The organism is Nocardioides piscis (assembly GCF_011300215.1).
Classification (GTDB): Bacteria; Actinomycetota; Actinomycetes; order Propionibacteriales; family Nocardioidaceae; genus Nocardioides; species Nocardioides piscis.
This window is the reverse complement of record NZ_CP049866.1, coordinates 2,282,507-2,298,818: the sequence shown is the minus strand read 5'-3', so window position 1 is coordinate 2,298,818 and position 16,312 is coordinate 2,282,507. Positions and strand designations below refer to the sequence as shown.

Below are 16,312 nucleotides of genomic sequence, written 5' to 3'. Positions count from 1 at the left end.
ATGATCGATCTGGCTGCACTGATGAGTCTTCAAGCCGTGGAGAGCCATGGCTCGGTGGTGGGAGCAGCTGACGCCCTGGGCTACACGCCCAGCGCCGTCTCCCAGCAGGTCAAGCGGTTGGAGAAGCAGACCGGCGTCGCCCTCCTCGAGCGGGTGGGTCGCGGGGTGATGCTGACCGAGCACGGGCGACGACTCGTCGCCGACGGGTCACGGCTGCTGGCCGACCTCGAACACCTCGAGTCCGGGCTGCACCGAGACGCCGGCCGGGTCACCGGCCGGCTGCGGATCGCCGCCTTCTCCACGGCCATGCGAGGCCTGGTGGCCCCCGCCGTGCGCACCCTGCTGGACAACCACACGGCGCTTGCGCTGACCCTGACCGAGCGCGAGCCGTGGGAGACCGTCGACCTCGTCGCCACTGGGCAGCAGGACCTCGGCATCGTGCACAGCTGGGGCGACGTGCCCCTGCACGTGCCCGAGCACCTGGCTGCGGTGAGGATCGCGCGCGACGTCGCTGACGTCATCGTCGCGCGTGACCACCCGTTGGCCGGTCGCAGCCGGGTCTCGCCGCACGACCTCGTCGACGAGGCCTGGGTCGCGACCCCCGAGGGCTCCATCTGTCGGCAGTGGCTGACGCGGATGTATGTCGGGACCGGACACTCGCCCCGGATCGCGCACGTGGCGATGGAGTTCGACTCCCACCTCGCCCTGGTCGGTGCCGGCCTCGGCATCGCCCTCGTCCCCCGGCTGGGCAGGTCGCCGTTGTCGGACGAGGTGGTCGCGGTTGCCGCCCACCGGCCGGTGCCGACGCGGGAGGTGATGGTGGTGCACCGGTCGTCGATGAGCGACTCCCCGCCGTCTCGGCGGTGCTGGATGCCCTGCGTGCGTCCGGGATCAGCGGAACGCGCAGCCGGCCGACAGGCCGAGCCGGCGGAACACGACTGCCGCCGGACAGACGCCTGTGATGCTCGACTGCAACAAGTTGAGGCCGACGAATGCGGTGAGCAGCAGCCACCAGGTCGAGACGAAGGCGCTCATCAGCACGCTCAGGAGGATGACGGTGCCGGCGAGCAGGAACACAGCGCGGTCGATGTTCACAAGAGCTCCGATCAGGGGTGGGAGTAGTGGGTGGGGACGCTCGGTGGATCGCATCCCCACCCGTCAGGGTCAGCGGCCGAAGATCTTCGAGAGGAGTCCGCCACCCTGACGCTCCTCCTTCGGGTGGCCCGGGCAGCGGTCGGCCCGGGGGACGCCGGCCAGGACCTGGTTGACGTGCTGGCCGCATCCGGCCCAGGTGGTCTTGCCGCAGGTCTTGCATCGGACTGCTCGACACATGGTGGTGCTCCGTTCGGTTGGTGGATGTGAGGTGAAGGGTTTCGGGGTCAGCCGTGGGAGAAGGTGATCCGGGGCAGGAGGCGTGTCAGCCAGCGCGGCGTCCACCAGGCAGCCTTCCCGGTGAGGCGCAGCATGACGGGCAGGAGCACCAGCCGGACGAGGAACGCGTCGAGCAGGACCGCGACTCCGAGCACGATCCCCATCTCCTTGGGCGGCAGCGGCCCGGACAGGGCGAAGGTGAAGAACACCGCCACCATCACCGCGCCGGCGGCGAAGATCACCCGACCGGAGTGGGCCAGTGAGCCGACCATGGCCTCCCGCGGGTCACCGGAGCGCTCGTAATGCTCCTTGGCCGAGGCGAGCAGGAACACCGTGTAGTCCATCGCGATCGCGAAGATCATCGCGAAGAAGAACACCGGCGCCCATGCGTCGAGGAAGCCCTGCGACTCGAAGCCGAGCAGGCCGGCGCCGTACCCCTCCTGGAACACCAGCCGGGCGACACCGAAGGCCGCAGCCGTGGACAGCAGGCTGACCAGGGTGCCCAGCAGCGCGATCAGGGGCGCCTGGAGTGCCACCAGCAGGAGCAGGAACCCAAGGGCGAGCACGACGCCGACGACGAGTGGCGTGGACTCGTCGAGCTGGGCCTTGAGGTCGAGGTTCTCGACGGCTGCGCCACCGACGAGGGCTGAGGCGGGCAGGTCGGCGCGCAGCCGGTCGACGGTCTGGCCCAGCTCGGGGTCGGACGGGTCGACGGTCGGCACCGCCTGGATGAGCACGAGGTCGCTGCCGTCGGCCGCCGGCTGGGCGGGCATGGCACCGGCGATGCCGGTGTCGTCGTTGAGCGCAGCGGTCGTGGCCTTCGCGTCAGAGCGATCGGCGATCACCTGGAGCGTGCCCGGAGCACCGTCGCCGAACGCGTCCTTGACCTGGTCGTAGCCGACCCGCGCACTCGCCTCCTCGGGGAGGACCTGGATGGAGGGCATTGCTGTCCGCAGGCCCAGGACCGGCGCGGCCAGCGCCAGGAGCACGATCAGCGAGGCCAGGCCGAAGACGACGGGGCGCTTCCACAGGCGCTCGCCCCAGGCGGCGAACTTCGGCGAGCGGTGCTCTCCGGTGTGGACCCACTTCAGGGCGAACTTGTTGATCCGGTGGTCGAGCTTGAAGAGCACCAGCGGCAGGAGGGTCAGCGTCGCGGCCAGCACGAAGGTGACCGCGAGCATGATCCCGCCGGCCATGGACCGGAAGGCGGGGGACGGCACCAGCATCACGGCCGACAGGGAGACGAGCACGGTGATGCCGGACAACAGGACGGCCTTGCCGGCGGTGTCCATCATCTCCGCGATCGCCTGGCGCGGGGTCTCGTGGTGACCCATCCGGGCGGCCCGGAACCGCACCACCAGGAAGAGCGCATAGTCGATCCCGAGCGCGAGGGCGAACATCATCGCGAAGTTCATCGCCCAGATCGACACCGGCACGAGCTCGTTGATCAACACGAGCGAGCCGGCGGAGGCGACGAGGCCGGCCAGGGTCAGGATGAGCGGAAGACCTGCTGCCACCAGCGCTCCGAAGGCCAGGACCAGGATGGCCAGCGTCACCGGCCAGGAGACCATCTCGGACTTGAGCATCGCCTCGAGGTTGGCCTCGTTGAAGTCGGACCAGAGCAACGAGGCCCCGGTCGGGTTGACCTCGACGCCGTCCACCGACAGCGCCTCCAGCTCCCCCTTCAGGTCGTCGGCGACGCGCACCATCTCGTTGGGGTCGGCACCCGCGCCGGCGAGGATCACGGCGGTCTGCCCGTCCTCACTGAGGCTCGCGCCCGGCTGCAGCGCGATGACGTCGGCGATCCGCCGTTCGTCCTCGAGCAGTGCCGTCGCCTCCCGCAGCACCTCGCTGCCGCGTCCCTCGGTCACCGGGCCGTCCGCGCTGTGCACGACGACCTGGATGGCGGAGCTGGCATTGCCCCCGAAGCTGTCCTGGGCCAGCTCACGGACGGCGACGGACTCCGAGCCGTCGGCCTGCCAGCCGGCGCCGGAGAGGTTGGCCTCGACCTTCGGGGCGAAGGCACCGAGACCGACGATCAGCAGGACCCACACGGCCGCGGTCAGTCGACGGTGGTGGGTGACCCACACGCCGAGACGGCCGAGCGGACCGGGGCGGTAGCCCAGGCCGTCAGGATCGGTGGAGTCGGGATCGGTGGAGTCGGGCGAAGCGTGGCGGCTGGTGGCCGTCGACGTCATGGAAGTGCTCTTTTCGGTCGAGGTACGTGAGGTCTTGGGTGGGTGGGTCAGATGAGGGCCGGGAGCGCCTGGGCCGCCGTGAAGGCCGCGACGACCAGGACGAGTCCGGTGAAGGCGGCCGAGAGCCGGCGAGTGTCGGCCCGGTCGGCGAGCCGGGCGCCGATCACCGCAGCGATCGCTGCGGCCGCGGTGAGCGCGACGACCGGCCACCAGTCGGGGGCGACCCCGCTGCCGGCCCGGGCGATGAGCGCCACCCCACTGGTGATGGTGATGACGACGAGCGAGGTGCCGGCGGCATACTCCATCGGCAGCGCGAGCGCGACCAGCAGGGCGGGCACGACGAGGAACCCGCCCCCGACGCCGAGGAAGCCCGTCAGCAGGCCGACGAGGGTGGCGGTGATGAGCACCTTGAGGGCGCGGGGGCACTGGCACGCGAACCTGGGACTGAAGGTGATGATCGGGTCGTCCAGCGACGGTCGCCGCGCGTGCAGCCCGTCCTGCGACGCTCCTCGACCCTGCCACTGCCGGACGGCGAGCAGGGTGCCGACCATGAGCATGAGTACGGCGAACGCGGCCAGCAGCACCGTCTCGGAGACAACCGTCGAGGCGCGAGCGCCGGCGATCGCGCCACCGGTCGCGACCGCGCCGAAGGTCACCCCGCGGGCGAGCAGGACGTTGCCGGCTCGATGGGCGGCGACGGCGCCGACGAGCGAGGTCACGCCGACCACCACCAGGGAGCCGGTGGTGGCCTGGGCCGCGCCCTGGCCCAGCGCATAGACCAGCACCGGCACGGCGAGGATGGAGCCGCCGCCGCCGAGCGCGCCCAGGCTGAGGCCGATGAGCGCACCCGCGACGAGCGCGAGGAGGAGCGTCACGCCTCGGGCCCAACCAGGTGGAGCCCCACCTTCTCGGCGTTGTCGAAGCTGTCGTCGATGGCGACCAGCGACCGTCCGGCTGCGTCGAGCATGGATGCTGCGACCGAGGCACGGTAGCCACCGGCGCAGTGCACCCACACCTCCCCGGCGGGCACGTCGGCGATGCTGTGCTGGAGCTCGTGGAGCGGGATGTTGACCGCGCCGTCGATGCGGGCCGCGTCGTGCTCGTCGGCGCGGCGGACGTCGAGGACCACGACCTCGCGGTGGTGCCGGACCTGTGCGAGGTCCGCGAAGGTCGCCGTCTCGAACGAGCTCAGCTCCCCCACGCTCCACTCCTCGGGACCACCGGTGGCGTGCGCGGCGGGCCGGTCGATGCCGATCCGGACCAGCTCGCGCTGGGCCTGCGCCACGTCCTCGGCCGTCTCGCCGAGCAGGGTGATCGGCGTCCCCCAGGTGATCAGCCAGCCGAGGTAGGTCGCGAAGCCGCCGTCGAGGCCGAAGTTGAGGGTGCCGGGTGCGTGGCCGGCCGCGAACGCGGTGCGGTTGCGCAGGTCGACCACCCACTCACCGGCCTCGATGCGTCCCCGGAGCTCGTCGGCGTCGGCCACCGCAGGAGGACTGAGATCGGGCTCGGACGGGCCCTCGGCGTTGGCCGGGGCCATGTGGGCGTAGTAGGCCGGCCACGGGCCGAGGCCGGCGAGCAGCTCATCGACATACGTCTGCTCGTCCTGGGTCAGGACCGGGTTGGACCGCTTCTCCTGGCCGATCGTCGAGGACGTGGCGTCGGACTGGGTGGCTGAGCAGAACGACCCGAAGCCGTGCGTCGGGAAGACCTCGGCCTCGTCGGGAAGCAGCTCGGCCAGCCGATGGGCCGACGCGTGCTGGTGGTGGACGAGGTCGTGCGTGTGCTCGGGCCCGAGGAGGTCGGGGCGGCCGGTGGCGCCGTACAGCAGCGATCCACCGGTGAAGACGGCGATCTGCTCGGCGCCGTCGGCCAACGCGTAGGAGAGGTGGGTGAACGTGTGGCCGGGGGTTGCCAGCGCAGTGATGCGCATACGTCCACCCACCTCGACGACCTGCCCGTCCGCCACAGGGGTGCGGACGAAGGACACGTCGTCCTCGCCATTGACGAGGTAGTGGGCACCGGTGCGCTGCGCGAGGGCGAGCCCGCCGGTGACGTAGTCGTTGTGGATGTGGGTCTCGAAGACATGGGTGAGGCGTACGCCGTGCTCGTCGAGCAGGTCGAGGACGCGGTCGATGTCTCGCTGCGGGTCGACCACGAACGCGGCCTCGCCGTCGTGGACGAGATAGCTGCGGTCTCCCAGGGTCGGGGTCTCGATCGGGACGATCGTCAGGTCGGTGCTCATCTGAAAAACTCCTCAGGCTCGTTCGGGTCCGGGCGGTCAGCTGGCGCGCGGGGCGCCGGTTTCCAAGGGGCGACCGGAGCGCGACCAGGCGCTCGTTCCGCCGGCGACCGAATAGGCGTCGAAGCCGGCAGCGACCAGCAGGTCGGCCATGGCGGCGCTGCGGTTGCCGGAGGCACAGACCACGTAGACCGGACGGGACTTCTCGAGCTCGCCGAGCCGGTTGGCCAGCTGGCTCATCGGCACCGAGGACGCGCCGGGCACGTGACCGGCCGCGAACTCGCCGACCTCCCTGACGTCCACCACGTGCGCGTCACGCGCACGCCGGTCGAGCTGGTCGATGTCGATCTCGGGAGTGCGACTTGTCATGGGTGTGGATTCCTCTCGCAAGCGGATTCGATGAATACCCTGGGGGGTATCAACGAGTCGTAACCTTAACACCCCCGGGGGTATTCCAGCCACGGCGCGAACCCCTGCCGAACCCCGGCCGCGGACCTCGCCGCGGAATACCTCGGGGGTATCCTCGTTCTCTCACCACGAACCGTGACCTACGTAGATTTGGAGCACCTGATGGCCAGCTACACCCTCACCACGACTCTCAATGAGCCCTACGACACCGCCGTCGAGTCAGTCAGGGCAGCGCTGACCGACCAGGGGTTCGGCATCCTCACCGAGATCGACCTCAAGGCGACGCTCAAGGCCAAGCTGGACGTCGACGTCGCGCCGCAGGTCATCCTCGGCGCCTGCCGACCCGCGCTCGCCTACGAGGCCCTCACCGCCGAGCCCTCCATCGCCGCCGTGCTGCCGTGCAACGTGGTCGTCCGGTCCCTCGACGAGGCCACCACCGTCGTCGAGGCCTTCGACCCCGACGCGATGATGGGTCTCGCCGACAACGAGGCGCTGCACTCCGTCGCCGCGGACGCCAAGCAGCGACTGACGGCCGCGCTGGCCGCCCTGAACCCCACCGGCGACACCGAAGGAGCGAACTGATGGAGCTCGACCCCACCGAGATGACCCCGGTGATCAACCGCATCAAGCGGGCACAGGGCCAGCTGGCCGGAGTGCTCCGACTGCTCGAGGAGGGGCGGGACTGCGAGGACGTCGTCACCCAGCTCGCGGCCGTGTCCAAGGCCCTTGATCGCGCTGGCTTCGCCATCGTGGCCAGCGGACTGCAGCAGTGCCTGACTGCCGGTGACGGTCTCGAGTCCGTCGACGTGAAGAAGATGGAGAAGCTCTTCCTCTCGCTCGCCTGAGCCGCTGGCTGATCAGGACCAGCTGCCCGGGTTTCGCCACGGCCCCGCGACATGAGGTGCCCGGCGCGAGACCTGGACGGAACAGGCGAGATTAGGGCAGCAGTCGAAAGTCTGTGGGCCGACTGGTGGACAATGTCCTCAACGTCACCGCTGACCGACCGGGGGAACAGGCCCATGCCCACGTCCAGGACCACCAGGCTGCTGACAGCACCCATCGCCCTGGCACTCGCCGTCGGCCTCGGCCCGACCGCGCCGGCGAACGCCTCCAGCACGACGAGGAAGGACCCCAGGAACGACGTCTTCGTCGGCAGCCTGGGCGGCGGCATCGACCTCGCCGCGGTCCAGCTCGAGGTGAACCGCACGGAGAACATCCGGGTCACCTTCCGGCTGTACTCGCCCGTAATGACGAAGGCCAGCCTGGAGCGGCCTGGCGGCGGAGTTCATCAAGAACGAGCGGATCAGCCGCACGGTCAGGATCTTCACGAAGGACGGCATCCTGCGCAGCGAGGTCTGCAGCGTGTCCACCGGCGGGGGTCCGGCGGGCCCTACAACTGCAGCAAGTTGCCTGTCACCCAGGTCGATGCCAAGACCTATAGCGCCGTGGTGAACCTCAAGCAGGTCAAGAAGGGGGCCAAGGTGCTCCAGTGGACCGCTTTGTCCATGGACCTCAGCAGCCGCAGCCCCGTGATGGATTCGATGACGGCGATGAACCGCAAGCCGTTCCGCTGGCGTCTCTGACCGGCGTCAGCTTCTGATGGAAGAGCCTGCCCCGACCATCAGCGCACATGCCAGGTACCGCGTGTACCACGTCAGAGGTAAATGCGCTCGTCGCCAGATCCGGTAGACAGCCATGCGCCTCGAACCCAGGACGTCCCTGCCGCATACACCTAGGCCCTGACTCGTCGTTGCCCGGATCGTCTCCACGGCCCTGGGTCGCACCCGCCCGCGTCTCTTGCTGGCAGATCCGCGCACCAACAGCAGCATGAGCCGTCACAGTCTGCGTGATGATCCAATGACGTCATGTCCCGGGAGAAAACACGGTTGCTGTACTTGGCTCGCCACGCGGAGCCAGAGGAAGACGGATCGGGCCTGACTCAGGTCGGCGCGCTGCAGGCTGAACACTTGGGTCGTCGTCTGGCACCTCTAGCGATAGAACGCGTCCTTCACGGGCCGCTTGCACGTGCTGCTGAGACGGCGAAAGTGGTGGCGGAGCAGTTCGAAAGCGATCTCGCGCTGCATGAGCATGCTGCCGCAGGTGACTTCATTCCTCGTCTGCCGAGGCGAGAGGAGATCCCGGACGCTTGGGCTGACACCGTCATGTCGTTCTTGGGGGATGTCTCGGACGATGAAGCATCCCAGGGCGCGGCCCTTGCGGCAGAGGCGATCGATCTGCTGGCAGGCCCGGCCATCGATGGACGAGAGGCTGTTGATGTTGTCATCACCCACGCCTTCACCATTGGGGTGCTGGTGGCACACGCCTTGGATGCCCCGGCCTGGAGGTGGTTTCCACCGACTCAGTGCCACGCCGGGCTGACTGTCATCCGATACGGAGACGGCGCCCCACCGTCAGTTGTTGTGGCCAACGACGTGTCGCACCTGCCGGCTCACCTTCGCTGGAGCGGATTCCCCGAGCATTTGCGCCTCTGAGGACTGGCAGCCCTTCGCATTCGGCCTAGGTCCTCCGGTGGAAGGCAACCTTTCCGCCGGGGAGGTGGGTGGTGTCGTAGTGGGGGTCGTGGATGAGTCGGTGGTGGCGGTGGCAGAGCAGCCGGCCGGTGGTGGTGTTGGTGGGTCCGCCTTCTGACCAGGGGTGGTCGTGGTGGGCGTGGCAGGCGGCGGGGGCAGGTCGCAGCCCTCGGCGGTGCACCCGTTGTCTCGCAGTGCCATTGCCAGACGTTGGGCCTTGGTGTGGAAGCGGCGGGTGCGGCCGAGGTCGAGGACCTCGCAGGGTCCGCCGAGGACGGCGGGGATGATCCCGGCCTCGCAGGCGAGCCGGCGGGCGTGTCCGGGGCTGATGCGGGTGCCGGTGTCGAGGGCCGCGGCCGCGAGGCCGCCGAGGAGGGTGTCGAGGCCCATGGTGACCACGACGGTGGCGGTGGTGCCCCCGGCGGCGGGCAGGAGGTCGCAGGGGTAGCCCTCGATCCACTCGACCAGCGCCCACCCGAGGCGGGCGTGCAGCGGCCGCGGGTCCTCCGGTGCCGGGGTCGCGACCGGCGCGCTGTCGGGGTCGGTGGCGGCCTGGTGCCTGGGGTTGGTGATGGCGAGGAGCTGTTTGCGCATCGCCTCAGCGGCGGCGGTGGGGATGGTGAACCGGCCGGTGGTGGTGCCGTCGTGGTGGTCGCGCAGGGTGAGGGTGACCTTGCGGGCTGCGGCTGCTTCCTCCTCGGCCAGTGCTTTGGCTTCGGCTGCTTCCCCGACGGCGGGGGCGACGATGTCGAGGATCCGGCGGCCGAGGATCTTCAGCGCGACTGCGTCGTGGTCCTTGGCCGCGATCAGGAGGTGCTCGATCGCGCGGGCCTTCAGCACCGCCGGTGGCTCGGCGTGGGCGGGCAGGTCGGCGGGGTTGGTCGGGATCGCGTCGACCGCGGCCACGATCACGCCCGCCTGGTCGAGGTGGACCTCCCCGCCGGCGAGCGCAGCCTGCACCGGCGCATAGAGCTCGCTGCTCAACACTCGGCCGAGGCGGGTCAGGCGGTGCGCCTCAGGCCGGGTCAGCCGCGACCGGCGCGCCCACCACTGGGCGGTGTGCCGGGCACCGATCGCGTCACCGAGGCGACGGTGGTCGGCCTCACCCACGACCGCGGTCATCAAGCCGTTGGCACGGCCGACGCAGACCGTCGCAAAGTCGACCAGTCGGGCCACGTCCTCGTCCGACAGGCTCGTGGGCGAGACCGCCACCAACTCGTCCAGGGCGTGGGTGACGCGACTGATGGCCTCGGCCAGCACCGGCGACGGCGACGCCGGGACACCAGGTGCACGCCACTCAGCTGCCTCGTTCACTGCCACCACCCCGATCAACCCGCTGGGAACCAGACCACCGGACCAGGACGGAAGCGGTGGGTTCCCCGGGGCATTGTCGGGCGACGCCAGTCCGACACGCGTGAGCCGTCAAGGCGTCCGGGGCACATCCGGTTCTCTGCGTGTCTCCTAGCCCCTCTTCGGGACTGGGTGCCATCTCCAACTCCTGGCAGTAATCGTACGCCTGTTCGACATCACTAACAACAGCTGAAATATGGCTGTGGACAGCCAGCCAGGGGCGGCCACTGGTTACGCGGCAGCTCGTCGTTCAGAACAGCGCGGACGCCAGGTTGCGCCGCCCGGCCAGGACCCGCTCGTCGTCGTTGCCGACGGCCGCGAAGAGCGCGAGGAGGTGCTCGCGCGCCTTGGCCCGGTCGGCGTCGCTCGTGCGGGCGACGAGCGCGACGAGGCGCGCGAAGGCGTCCTCGACGTGCCCGCCGAGCAGGTCGAGGTCGGCGACCATCGTCTGCGCGTCGACGTCGTCGGGAGACTCGGCTGCCGCGGCGCGCGCGGCATTGAGGTCGACCCCTTGGGTCCGCTGCAGCACCTTGGCCATGGCCAGGCCCGCAGCCGCCTCGCTGTCCGCCGGGTTGGCATCCACCAGCTTCTGATATTCAGCGACGGCGCCGTCGATGTCGCCCTCGCCGAGCGCCTCCTGCGCTGCGGCATAGCGCGGGTCCACCTGCGGCTCCTCGCCCTCGGGCGCCTCGACGCCTCGAGGCTGGTGCCGACCGGTGATCCCCTGCGCCGTGAGCTGCTGGCGCAGCTGGTCGAAGAGCGCACCGAGCTCCTCGCGGGTCATGGCGCCCGGGATCGGCTGGGTCACCGGACGTCCGTCCAGCACCACGAGCAGCAGCGGGACCTGCGGGATCTGCATGGCCTGGGCGATCTCGGGCTCCGCGTCGATGTCCACGAGACCCGCAAGCAGCCGGCCCTCCTGGCCCTCGACCTCGGCGGCCACGTCGGCGGCATAGATCTCGCTGCCGGGAGCCTGCGTCGCCGAGTGGAAGACCAGCACGACGGGCGCCGTCATCGACTCCTGGAGCAGCTGCTGGAAGTTCGCCTGCGTGACCGACACCGAGTATGTCGCGCCGCCGGTCGACGACGTAGGTGCACCGGGTGCGGTTGGGGGCTGCGCCGGGCGTTTGAGGGCCGAGAGGTCAATCGCACCGGGACGGGAGAACGGTCGCTGCGTCATGCTGCCCATTGTTCCGCGTCGATCCCCCGGGGTCCGCATGACCCCCTCGTTCGACCGCCGGTAGCCTCACCGCGTGCTCGCGACCGCGCTCATGGACCGTCACCGTCACAACCTCGTGCTGTTGGCCCGCTTCGGCCTGGTCGGGGTCTCTGGCGTCCTGGTCAATCTCCTGACCCTGATCGCGGTCAAGCGCCTCGGCCCAGGGTTCGAGGAGGTCGTCCTCCCGCTGCCGTTCGGCGAGTTCAACCTGCGCTGGTATCACCTCTACTCCACGGCTGCCTTCCTGGTCGCCAACCTGTGGAACTTCCAGCTCAACCGCAACTGGGCCTTCGGCAGCACCCGGCACGCGAAGTGGCGGAGGGAATACCTGCCCTTCCTGGCCGTCGGTCTGGCCGGGCAGGTCGTCGGCCTCGTCGTGCTGACGGCTCTCCTGCACCCGCACTCGCCGCTGAGCCTGCCCACGACGGTGCTCGATGACTCGACCGGCCTGCGCACACGCCTGTACTGGGCGCAGCTCATCGTGATCGCGCTGGTCACGCCGCTGTCCTTCGTGTTCAACAAGATCTGGACCTTCGCGGCAGTGCGCACCCATCACCGAGACCTTGCGGACCCGCTGCACCCGGGAGCCAGCTAGATCTGGACGAGCGCGTCCTCGCGCTCCTGGGCGGTGCGCCGTGCCGGACGCTGCTTGTCGACCAGGGCCGAGCCCTCGACGTCGAGGTGCGGCAGCAGGCGGTCGAGCCAGACCGGCATCCACCACATCTTGTCCCCCAGCAGGGACATGACGGCCGGCGTGAGCGTCATCCGGATCAGGAAGGCATCGAGCAGCACCCCCACAGCCAGGCCGAGCCCGATCGGACGGACCATCGTCATGTGGGAGAAGACGAACCCGGCGAACACCGAGATCATGATCAGGGCGGCCGCGGTCACCACCTTCGCGCCCGAGGAGAAGCCGCTGCGCACCGCCTCACGAGCCCGTTGGCCGTGGACGTAGGACTCGCGCATGCCGGAGACCAGGAACATCTGGTAGTCCATGGCCAGGCCGAACAGGATGCCGATCAGCAGCGTCGGCATGAAGCTCAGGACGGCCCCGGGGTTGTGCACGTCGAAGATCCCGCCGAGCCAGCCCCACTGATAGACGGCGACGATGACGCCGAAGCTCGCTGCGACCGAGAGCAGGAAGCCGACGGTGGCGAGGAGCGGGACCACCAGGGAGCGGAAGACGACGGTCAGCAGCAGCAGCGAGAGCCCGATGACGAGCGCGAGATAGAGCGGGAGCGACTCGGCCAGGCGCTGGGACACCTCGATGTTGGCGACCGCCTGGCCCGTGACGCCGAGGTCGACACCGTCGGCGGCAACCCGTTCGGTCACCGGACCGACCAGCTCGTCCACCACCGAGACGGTCGAGTCCGCCGAGGGACCTTCGACCGTCACCACCTGATAGGCGATCGTACGGCGGTCGTCGCTGACCCCGATGGGGAGCACGTCGCTCACCCCGCCGACCGACGCGACCTGCTCGCCGATGCGCGCCTGGGTGGCCACCAGGTCGCTCTCCGCGATGGGTGACTCGACGGTCGCGGAGACCAGGATCGGGCCGTTGGCGCCGGGACCGAAGGCCTCGGCGACGCGCTCGTAGGCCTGGAAGGCCGTGGAGTCCGGACTCTCCGAGCCGCCGTCGGGCAGGCCCAGGCGGAGCCAGCCGGCCGGGATGGCCAGCACACCCATCAGCAGCACCACGGCGATGATCGCCGCCGGTGCGCGGCGAGTGACCAGGTCGACCCACTTCTCGGCCCAGCCGTCGCGGCGCGGCCTGTCGACCGCCTTGGCCTGACGCGGGACGGCCCGTCGGCCCACCAGCGAGAGCAGGGCCGGGGTCAGGGTGAGGGCGACCAGCACGGTGAGGGCCACCGTGGAGGCGGCCAACAGGCCCATCTGGACCAGGATCGGGATGCCGGACACGAGCAGCGCCGCGAGCGCGATGACGACCGTGGCGCCGGCGACGAGCACCGCCGTACCCGCCGTGCCTGTCGCCAGCGCGATGCTGTGCCGCAGCTCGTGCCTGGAGATCTGCACGTTCCCGTGGGCGAGGTCTGCGAGCTGGCGGCGGTGCCGGTTGACGATGAAGAGCGCGTAGTCGATCCCGACGGCCAGGCCCAGCATGGCACCGAGGACGGGCGCCATCTGCTGGATCTCCAGCCAGTGGGTCAGGGCCATGGCACCCATCAGGCTCACGCCCACTCCGGCGAACGCGATGACGAGTGGCAGCCCGGCGATCACGAGCGACCCCAGCATCACCAGCAGCACCACGGCCGCCACCCCCAGTCCGATGACCTCGCCGATGCCGCCGACCTCCGTCGTCTGGACGAGCTCCTGGCCGTAGTCGACCTCGATCCCCGCCTCGCCCAACCGCTCCCCCGCGTCGGGGAAGCGAGCGAGGTCGTCGGGGGAGATCTCCTGCATCGACTTGTCGAAGCGGACCTGCACCAGCGCGGTCGTGCCGTCCTCGCTGACCATCCGGATGCCGTCGCCGAGGCCGAGCAGGACCGCCCCGTCGGTGAACTTCTCCTCGCCGGCGGCCAGCTTCTCGCGGGCCTCGGCGAGCTGTCGCTCACCGTCGGCCAGGGTGGCCTCCAGCTCACGCTGCCCCTCGATCCGCTTCGGCAGGGTCAGGTCGTCGGGGTTGTCCCGCTGCAACCTGGCGATGTCCCGCTCGCCCTCGCCGACCAGCCAGCGCAGCCGAGAGAGCTTGCGTGCTCCCCTGTCGTAGGCAGCTTGCCCCTCGATCAGCTTCCGCTCGCCCCGCTCGAGACGCGCGGCCGCCGCATCGAGCTGGCCCTGGGTCCGGAACGGATCGACGGTGTCCGTGACGTGGGGCAGCGAACGCCACGTGGCCGTCGTCTGGTCGACAGCCTCCCGCTGGGCCGGGGTGAATCCGTCCGGGCTGTGGAGCACCACGGTGCCCGTGCCGCCCGAGACCTCCGGGATCTGTTCACCGAGCTCGTCGAGCACCGCGGAGAACTCGCTGTCGGGCAGGTCGAACTCGTTGCTGAGCGGCCGCTGGAACGACACCATCGCAGCCCCGAGCGCACCCAGGACCAGGAGCCAGGCCAGCACGACGGCCACGGGTCGGCGAGCCGACGCCAGTCCGACTCGGAAGAGGAGGGAAGCCACGTCATTTCTCCTTGGGAGGGTCGGGCCGAACGATGGGGGCGGCCTCGTCGAAGCCGGTGAAGAGGAGCGAGAAGGACTGCTCGAGCAGGAGGCGCAGTCGACCCATCAACATGACGGGGTCGAACTCGTCCTCGGGGGTACGCACCACCACCAGGCGGGTCATCCGGGTCACGATCGCCCCGATGGAGGCGGCCAGCGCCGCGACGAAGACCGGGTCGGCGTCCACCCCGAACCGGTCGCGCAGCCCGGCCTCGAAGGCCTGGATCTGGTTGTCGGCGAACTCACGCAGGAACCGTCTCGTGGCCGGCGAGTGGTCCGCGGCGCGCTCGAGCACGATCGCCTGGGCGAACACGGGGTCGTCGAGCAGCGCTGCGAGCACGGCAGTGACCGAGTCCTGCAGGGACTCCTCGCTCGGACGGGCGACGAACGCCGCCACCATGCTCTGGGTCACCGTGCCGAGGGAGTGGGTCAGGACGTCCTCGACGTGGGCGAAGTAGTTGAACAACGTCCTGCGGGCGACCCCCGCCTCGGCGGCGATCCGGTCAGCGGTGAGGGCGTCGATGCCTTCGGCCGCCACGATCGCGACCGCCGCCTGGCTCAGCGCCTCGCGGGTGCGCTCCTTCTTGGCTGCGCGCAGCCCGGGGCTGGAGAGGTTCAGGGTCACACGTGCACTTTAGGGCAAGTTTGCACAGTCGTGCATGTTTTCTGGTGTGTGGCTCGTCACCCGTGCCCGTCGATGTCAGCGACGGCGACGCGCCACCGCTGGGCGAGCAGGTCGAGGTCGGCGCGGTGGTCGGCGATCCGGGCACCACGACCGTTCGGCTTGAGCGTGATCCCCTCGGCGTGCCAGTGCGGCCTCGCCCGCTCGAGCAGGTCGGGAGCGAAGTCCCCGACGGCGTTGCACACGCGCCACCAGGCGACGCCATCGCCATACCGGCTCATGACGGCTCCCACCTGGCGGGGGCCGATGCCGACGACCTCGCCGATGTCGCCGTATGCCGCCAGCTGCCCGGGCGGGACCAGGTCGACCGCTCGCAGCACGAGCTCGACGAGCCGCTCGTCCACGGGTGCTAGTTGGGGACGCGGGGACCGCGCAGGCCCGACCGCTGCACGACCCTCTGGATGGACAGGTCGCGGTCGTCGGGGCGACCCACGAACCGGATGTCACGCAGGCCCTGCTCCTGGGCAGCGGACTCGAACACGAAGTGGCCGAAGCCGAGCAGCCGGCCGTGCAGCGGCTTCTTGACGGTGATGTCGAGGATCCGCGACAGCGGCATGGTGGCGAGCTGCTGGGAGAGCACGCCGTGCACCCGATAGACACGCATGTTGGTGATGACGAACCGGTCCATGTGCTCCTGCAGCGCCCGCCAGGCCGCGTGCGCCCAGATGGCCAGTGCGAGGGCGAAGGGGAACCAGGCGAGGTCCATGTCGATGAAGGGGACCGCCACCACGAGGGCGAGGCCGGCGATCGCCTCGAGGACCGGCCGGACGTAGACGATGCCGTGGTGGCGGACCTCGTCGACGATGACCTCTCCCTCGTCGCGCAGGAGGTGACGGCGGATGTCGGGGTCGAAGATGCCGCTCACCACCTCACCGGCACAGACGTCAGGAGAGGGCGCCGACGAAGTCGATGATCGCGGCGAAGAGCTGCTGGGTCAGGCCCCAGGTCTGCCCCGCGCCCGCCTTCGCCGCGTCCGCGAGGCCGTTGGGGTCGGTGAACATCCAGAAGCCCACGAACACGACCAGCAGCACGCTGACGGCCTTCTTGGCGTTCATCGACAAGCACTCCTCGGACAGGCACGGCACAGGACGTGACTTTCATACCAGTACGTCGCTGGCTGACCGTGGAGGCTGGCCGGGAGAG

At 70.0% G+C, this 16,312-nt stretch carries 18 protein-coding genes and 1 pseudogene; 6 read left to right on the top strand and 13 right to left on the bottom strand.

Annotated features, from left to right (window positions below):
- Positions 1–810 (top strand): annotated as a pseudogene (locus G7071_RS11340) (LysR family transcriptional regulator); the annotation flags it as partial.
- A gap of 81 nt (positions 811–891) precedes the next feature.
- On the opposite strand, the gene G7071_RS11335 reads toward G7071_RS11340, so the two are convergent.
- From G7071_RS11335 to G7071_RS11310, 6 genes are all read right to left on the bottom strand, one after another.
- The gene (locus G7071_RS11335; protein ID WP_246210639.1) at positions 892–1,035 is read right to left on the bottom strand and encodes a YgaP family membrane protein; all 144 of its coding nucleotides are present in this window, start codon (positions 1,033–1,035) and stop codon (positions 892–894) included.
- 129 nt (positions 1,036–1,164) lie between these two features.
- The gene (locus G7071_RS11330) at positions 1,165–1,332 is read right to left on the bottom strand and encodes a hypothetical protein (protein ID WP_166318711.1); all 168 of its coding nucleotides are present in this window, start codon (positions 1,330–1,332) and stop codon (positions 1,165–1,167) included.
- Between the two features lie 47 nt (positions 1,333–1,379).
- Positions 1,380–3,569, bottom strand: coding sequence for an MMPL family transporter (locus tag G7071_RS11325; RefSeq protein ID WP_166318708.1), 2,190 nt, complete (start codon positions 3,567–3,569; stop codon positions 1,380–1,382).
- A 47-nt stretch (positions 3,570–3,616) separates the two neighbouring features.
- Entirely contained in the window at positions 3,617–4,444 is an 828-nt protein-coding gene (locus G7071_RS11320) for a sulfite exporter TauE/SafE family protein (protein WP_166318705.1), read from the bottom strand.
- Positions 4,441–5,811: an MBL fold metallo-hydrolase gene (locus tag G7071_RS11315; RefSeq protein WP_166318702.1), complete on the bottom strand. Its 1,371-nt coding sequence runs from the start codon at positions 5,809–5,811 to the stop codon at positions 4,441–4,443. The genes G7071_RS11320 and G7071_RS11315 overlap by 4 nt, the downstream gene beginning before the upstream one ends.
- 36 nt (positions 5,812–5,847) lie before the next feature.
- Complete coding sequence (locus tag G7071_RS11310) at positions 5,848–6,177, bottom strand: rhodanese-like domain-containing protein (protein ID WP_166318699.1); 330 nt, start codon at positions 6,175–6,177, stop codon at positions 5,848–5,850.
- Positions 6,178–6,378: 201 nt separating this feature from the next.
- Here G7071_RS11310 and G7071_RS11305 point away from each other — a divergent pair, with 201 nt between their 5' ends.
- The 4 genes from G7071_RS11305 (at position 6,379) to G7071_RS11290 (ending at position 8,708) form a co-directional block, all read left to right on the top strand.
- Positions 6,379–6,798 (top strand): DUF302 domain-containing protein, encoded by a 420-nt coding sequence (locus G7071_RS11305; protein WP_166318696.1) that lies wholly within the window; start codon positions 6,379–6,381, stop codon positions 6,796–6,798.
- On the top strand, positions 6,798–7,061 hold the full coding sequence (locus G7071_RS11300; RefSeq protein ID WP_166318693.1) for a metal-sensitive transcriptional regulator: 264 nt from the start codon (positions 6,798–6,800) through the stop codon (positions 7,059–7,061). Before G7071_RS11305 ends, G7071_RS11300 begins: the two co-directional genes overlap by 1 nt.
- A 174-nt stretch (positions 7,062–7,235) precedes the next feature.
- A complete protein-coding gene (locus tag G7071_RS11295; RefSeq protein WP_166318690.1) occupies positions 7,236–7,799 on the top strand; it encodes a hypothetical protein in 564 nt (187 codons plus the stop codon).
- 282 nt (positions 7,800–8,081) lie between these two features.
- Positions 8,082–8,708 carry a histidine phosphatase family protein gene (locus tag G7071_RS11290; protein ID WP_166318687.1) on the top strand — a complete coding sequence of 209 codons (627 nt, stop codon included), beginning with the start codon at positions 8,082–8,084 and terminating at the stop codon, positions 8,706–8,708.
- On the opposite strand, the gene G7071_RS11285 is transcribed toward G7071_RS11290, so the two are convergent.
- Complete coding sequence (locus G7071_RS11285; protein ID WP_166318684.1) at positions 8,628–10,061, bottom strand: DUF222 domain-containing protein; 1,434 nt, start codon at positions 10,059–10,061, stop codon at positions 8,628–8,630. The two genes, G7071_RS11290 and G7071_RS11285, sit on opposite strands and share 81 nt — an antisense overlap.
- Positions 10,062–10,347: 286 nt before the next feature.
- Positions 10,348–11,277: a tetratricopeptide repeat protein gene (locus tag G7071_RS11280; protein ID WP_166318681.1), complete on the bottom strand. Its 930-nt coding sequence runs from the start codon at positions 11,275–11,277 to the stop codon at positions 10,348–10,350.
- Between the two features lie 73 nt (positions 11,278–11,350).
- Between G7071_RS11280 and G7071_RS11275 the strand changes: the two genes are divergently transcribed.
- On the top strand, positions 11,351–11,911 hold the full coding sequence (locus G7071_RS11275; protein ID WP_246209958.1) for a GtrA family protein: 561 nt from the start codon (positions 11,351–11,353) through the stop codon (positions 11,909–11,911).
- On the opposite strand, the gene G7071_RS11270 is transcribed toward G7071_RS11275, so the two are convergent.
- From G7071_RS11270 to G7071_RS11250, 5 genes are read right to left on the bottom strand one after another with little or no spacing between them, the layout of a single operon-like run.
- A complete protein-coding gene (locus G7071_RS11270) occupies positions 11,908–14,448 on the bottom strand; it encodes an MMPL family transporter (protein WP_166318678.1) in 2,541 nt (846 codons plus the stop codon). The genes G7071_RS11275 and G7071_RS11270 overlap by 4 nt on opposite strands.
- A gap of 1 nt (position 14,449) precedes the next feature.
- Positions 14,450–15,112 carry a TetR/AcrR family transcriptional regulator gene (locus tag G7071_RS11265; RefSeq protein ID WP_166318673.1) on the bottom strand — a complete coding sequence of 221 codons (663 nt, stop codon included), beginning with the start codon at positions 15,110–15,112 and terminating at the stop codon, positions 14,450–14,452.
- A 56-nt stretch (positions 15,113–15,168) separates the two neighbouring features.
- A complete protein-coding gene (locus G7071_RS11260; protein ID WP_166318670.1) occupies positions 15,169–15,513 on the bottom strand; it encodes an MGMT family protein in 345 nt (114 codons plus the stop codon).
- A 5-nt stretch (positions 15,514–15,518) separates the two neighbouring features.
- Positions 15,519–16,034 (bottom strand): PH domain-containing protein, encoded by a 516-nt coding sequence (locus G7071_RS11255; RefSeq protein ID WP_206062771.1) that lies wholly within the window; start codon positions 16,032–16,034, stop codon positions 15,519–15,521.
- A 19-nt stretch (positions 16,035–16,053) separates the two neighbouring features.
- On the bottom strand, positions 16,054–16,224 hold the full coding sequence (locus G7071_RS11250; RefSeq protein ID WP_166318664.1) for a hypothetical protein: 171 nt from the start codon (positions 16,222–16,224) through the stop codon (positions 16,054–16,056).
- Positions 16,225–16,312: the final 88 nt, after the last annotated feature.

Excerpts from the sequence above, each read along its gene's own strand:
- G7071_RS11335 (WP_246210639.1), bottom strand. The coding sequence starts at position 1,035 with ATGAGCGCCTTCGTCTCGACCTGGTGGCTGCTGCTCACCGCATTCGTC.
- G7071_RS11330 (WP_166318711.1), bottom strand. The coding sequence starts at position 1,332 with ATGTGTCGAGCAGTCCGATGCAAGACCTGCGGCAAGACCACCTGGGCC.
- G7071_RS11325 (WP_166318708.1), bottom strand. The coding sequence starts at position 3,569 with ATGACGTCGACGGCCACCAGCCGCCACGCTTCGCCCGACTCCACCGAT.
- G7071_RS11315 (WP_166318702.1), bottom strand. The coding sequence starts at position 5,811 with ATGAGCACCGACCTGACGATCGTCCCGATCGAGACCCCGACCCTGGGA.
- G7071_RS11310 (WP_166318699.1), bottom strand. The coding sequence starts at position 6,177 with ATGACAAGTCGCACTCCCGAGATCGACATCGACCAGCTCGACCGGCGT.
- G7071_RS11305 (WP_166318696.1), top strand. The coding sequence starts at position 6,379 with ATGGCCAGCTACACCCTCACCACGACTCTCAATGAGCCCTACGACACC.
- G7071_RS11300 (WP_166318693.1), top strand. The coding sequence starts at position 6,798 with ATGGAGCTCGACCCCACCGAGATGACCCCGGTGATCAACCGCATCAAG.
- G7071_RS11295 (WP_166318690.1), top strand. The coding sequence starts at position 7,236 with ATGCCCACGTCCAGGACCACCAGGCTGCTGACAGCACCCATCGCCCTG.
- G7071_RS11290 (WP_166318687.1), top strand. The coding sequence starts at position 8,082 with ATGTCCCGGGAGAAAACACGGTTGCTGTACTTGGCTCGCCACGCGGAG.
- G7071_RS11280 (WP_166318681.1), bottom strand. The coding sequence starts at position 11,277 with ATGACGCAGCGACCGTTCTCCCGTCCCGGTGCGATTGACCTCTCGGCC.
- G7071_RS11250 (WP_166318664.1), bottom strand. The coding sequence starts at position 16,224 with ATGAACGCCAAGAAGGCCGTCAGCGTGCTGCTGGTCGTGTTCGTGGGC.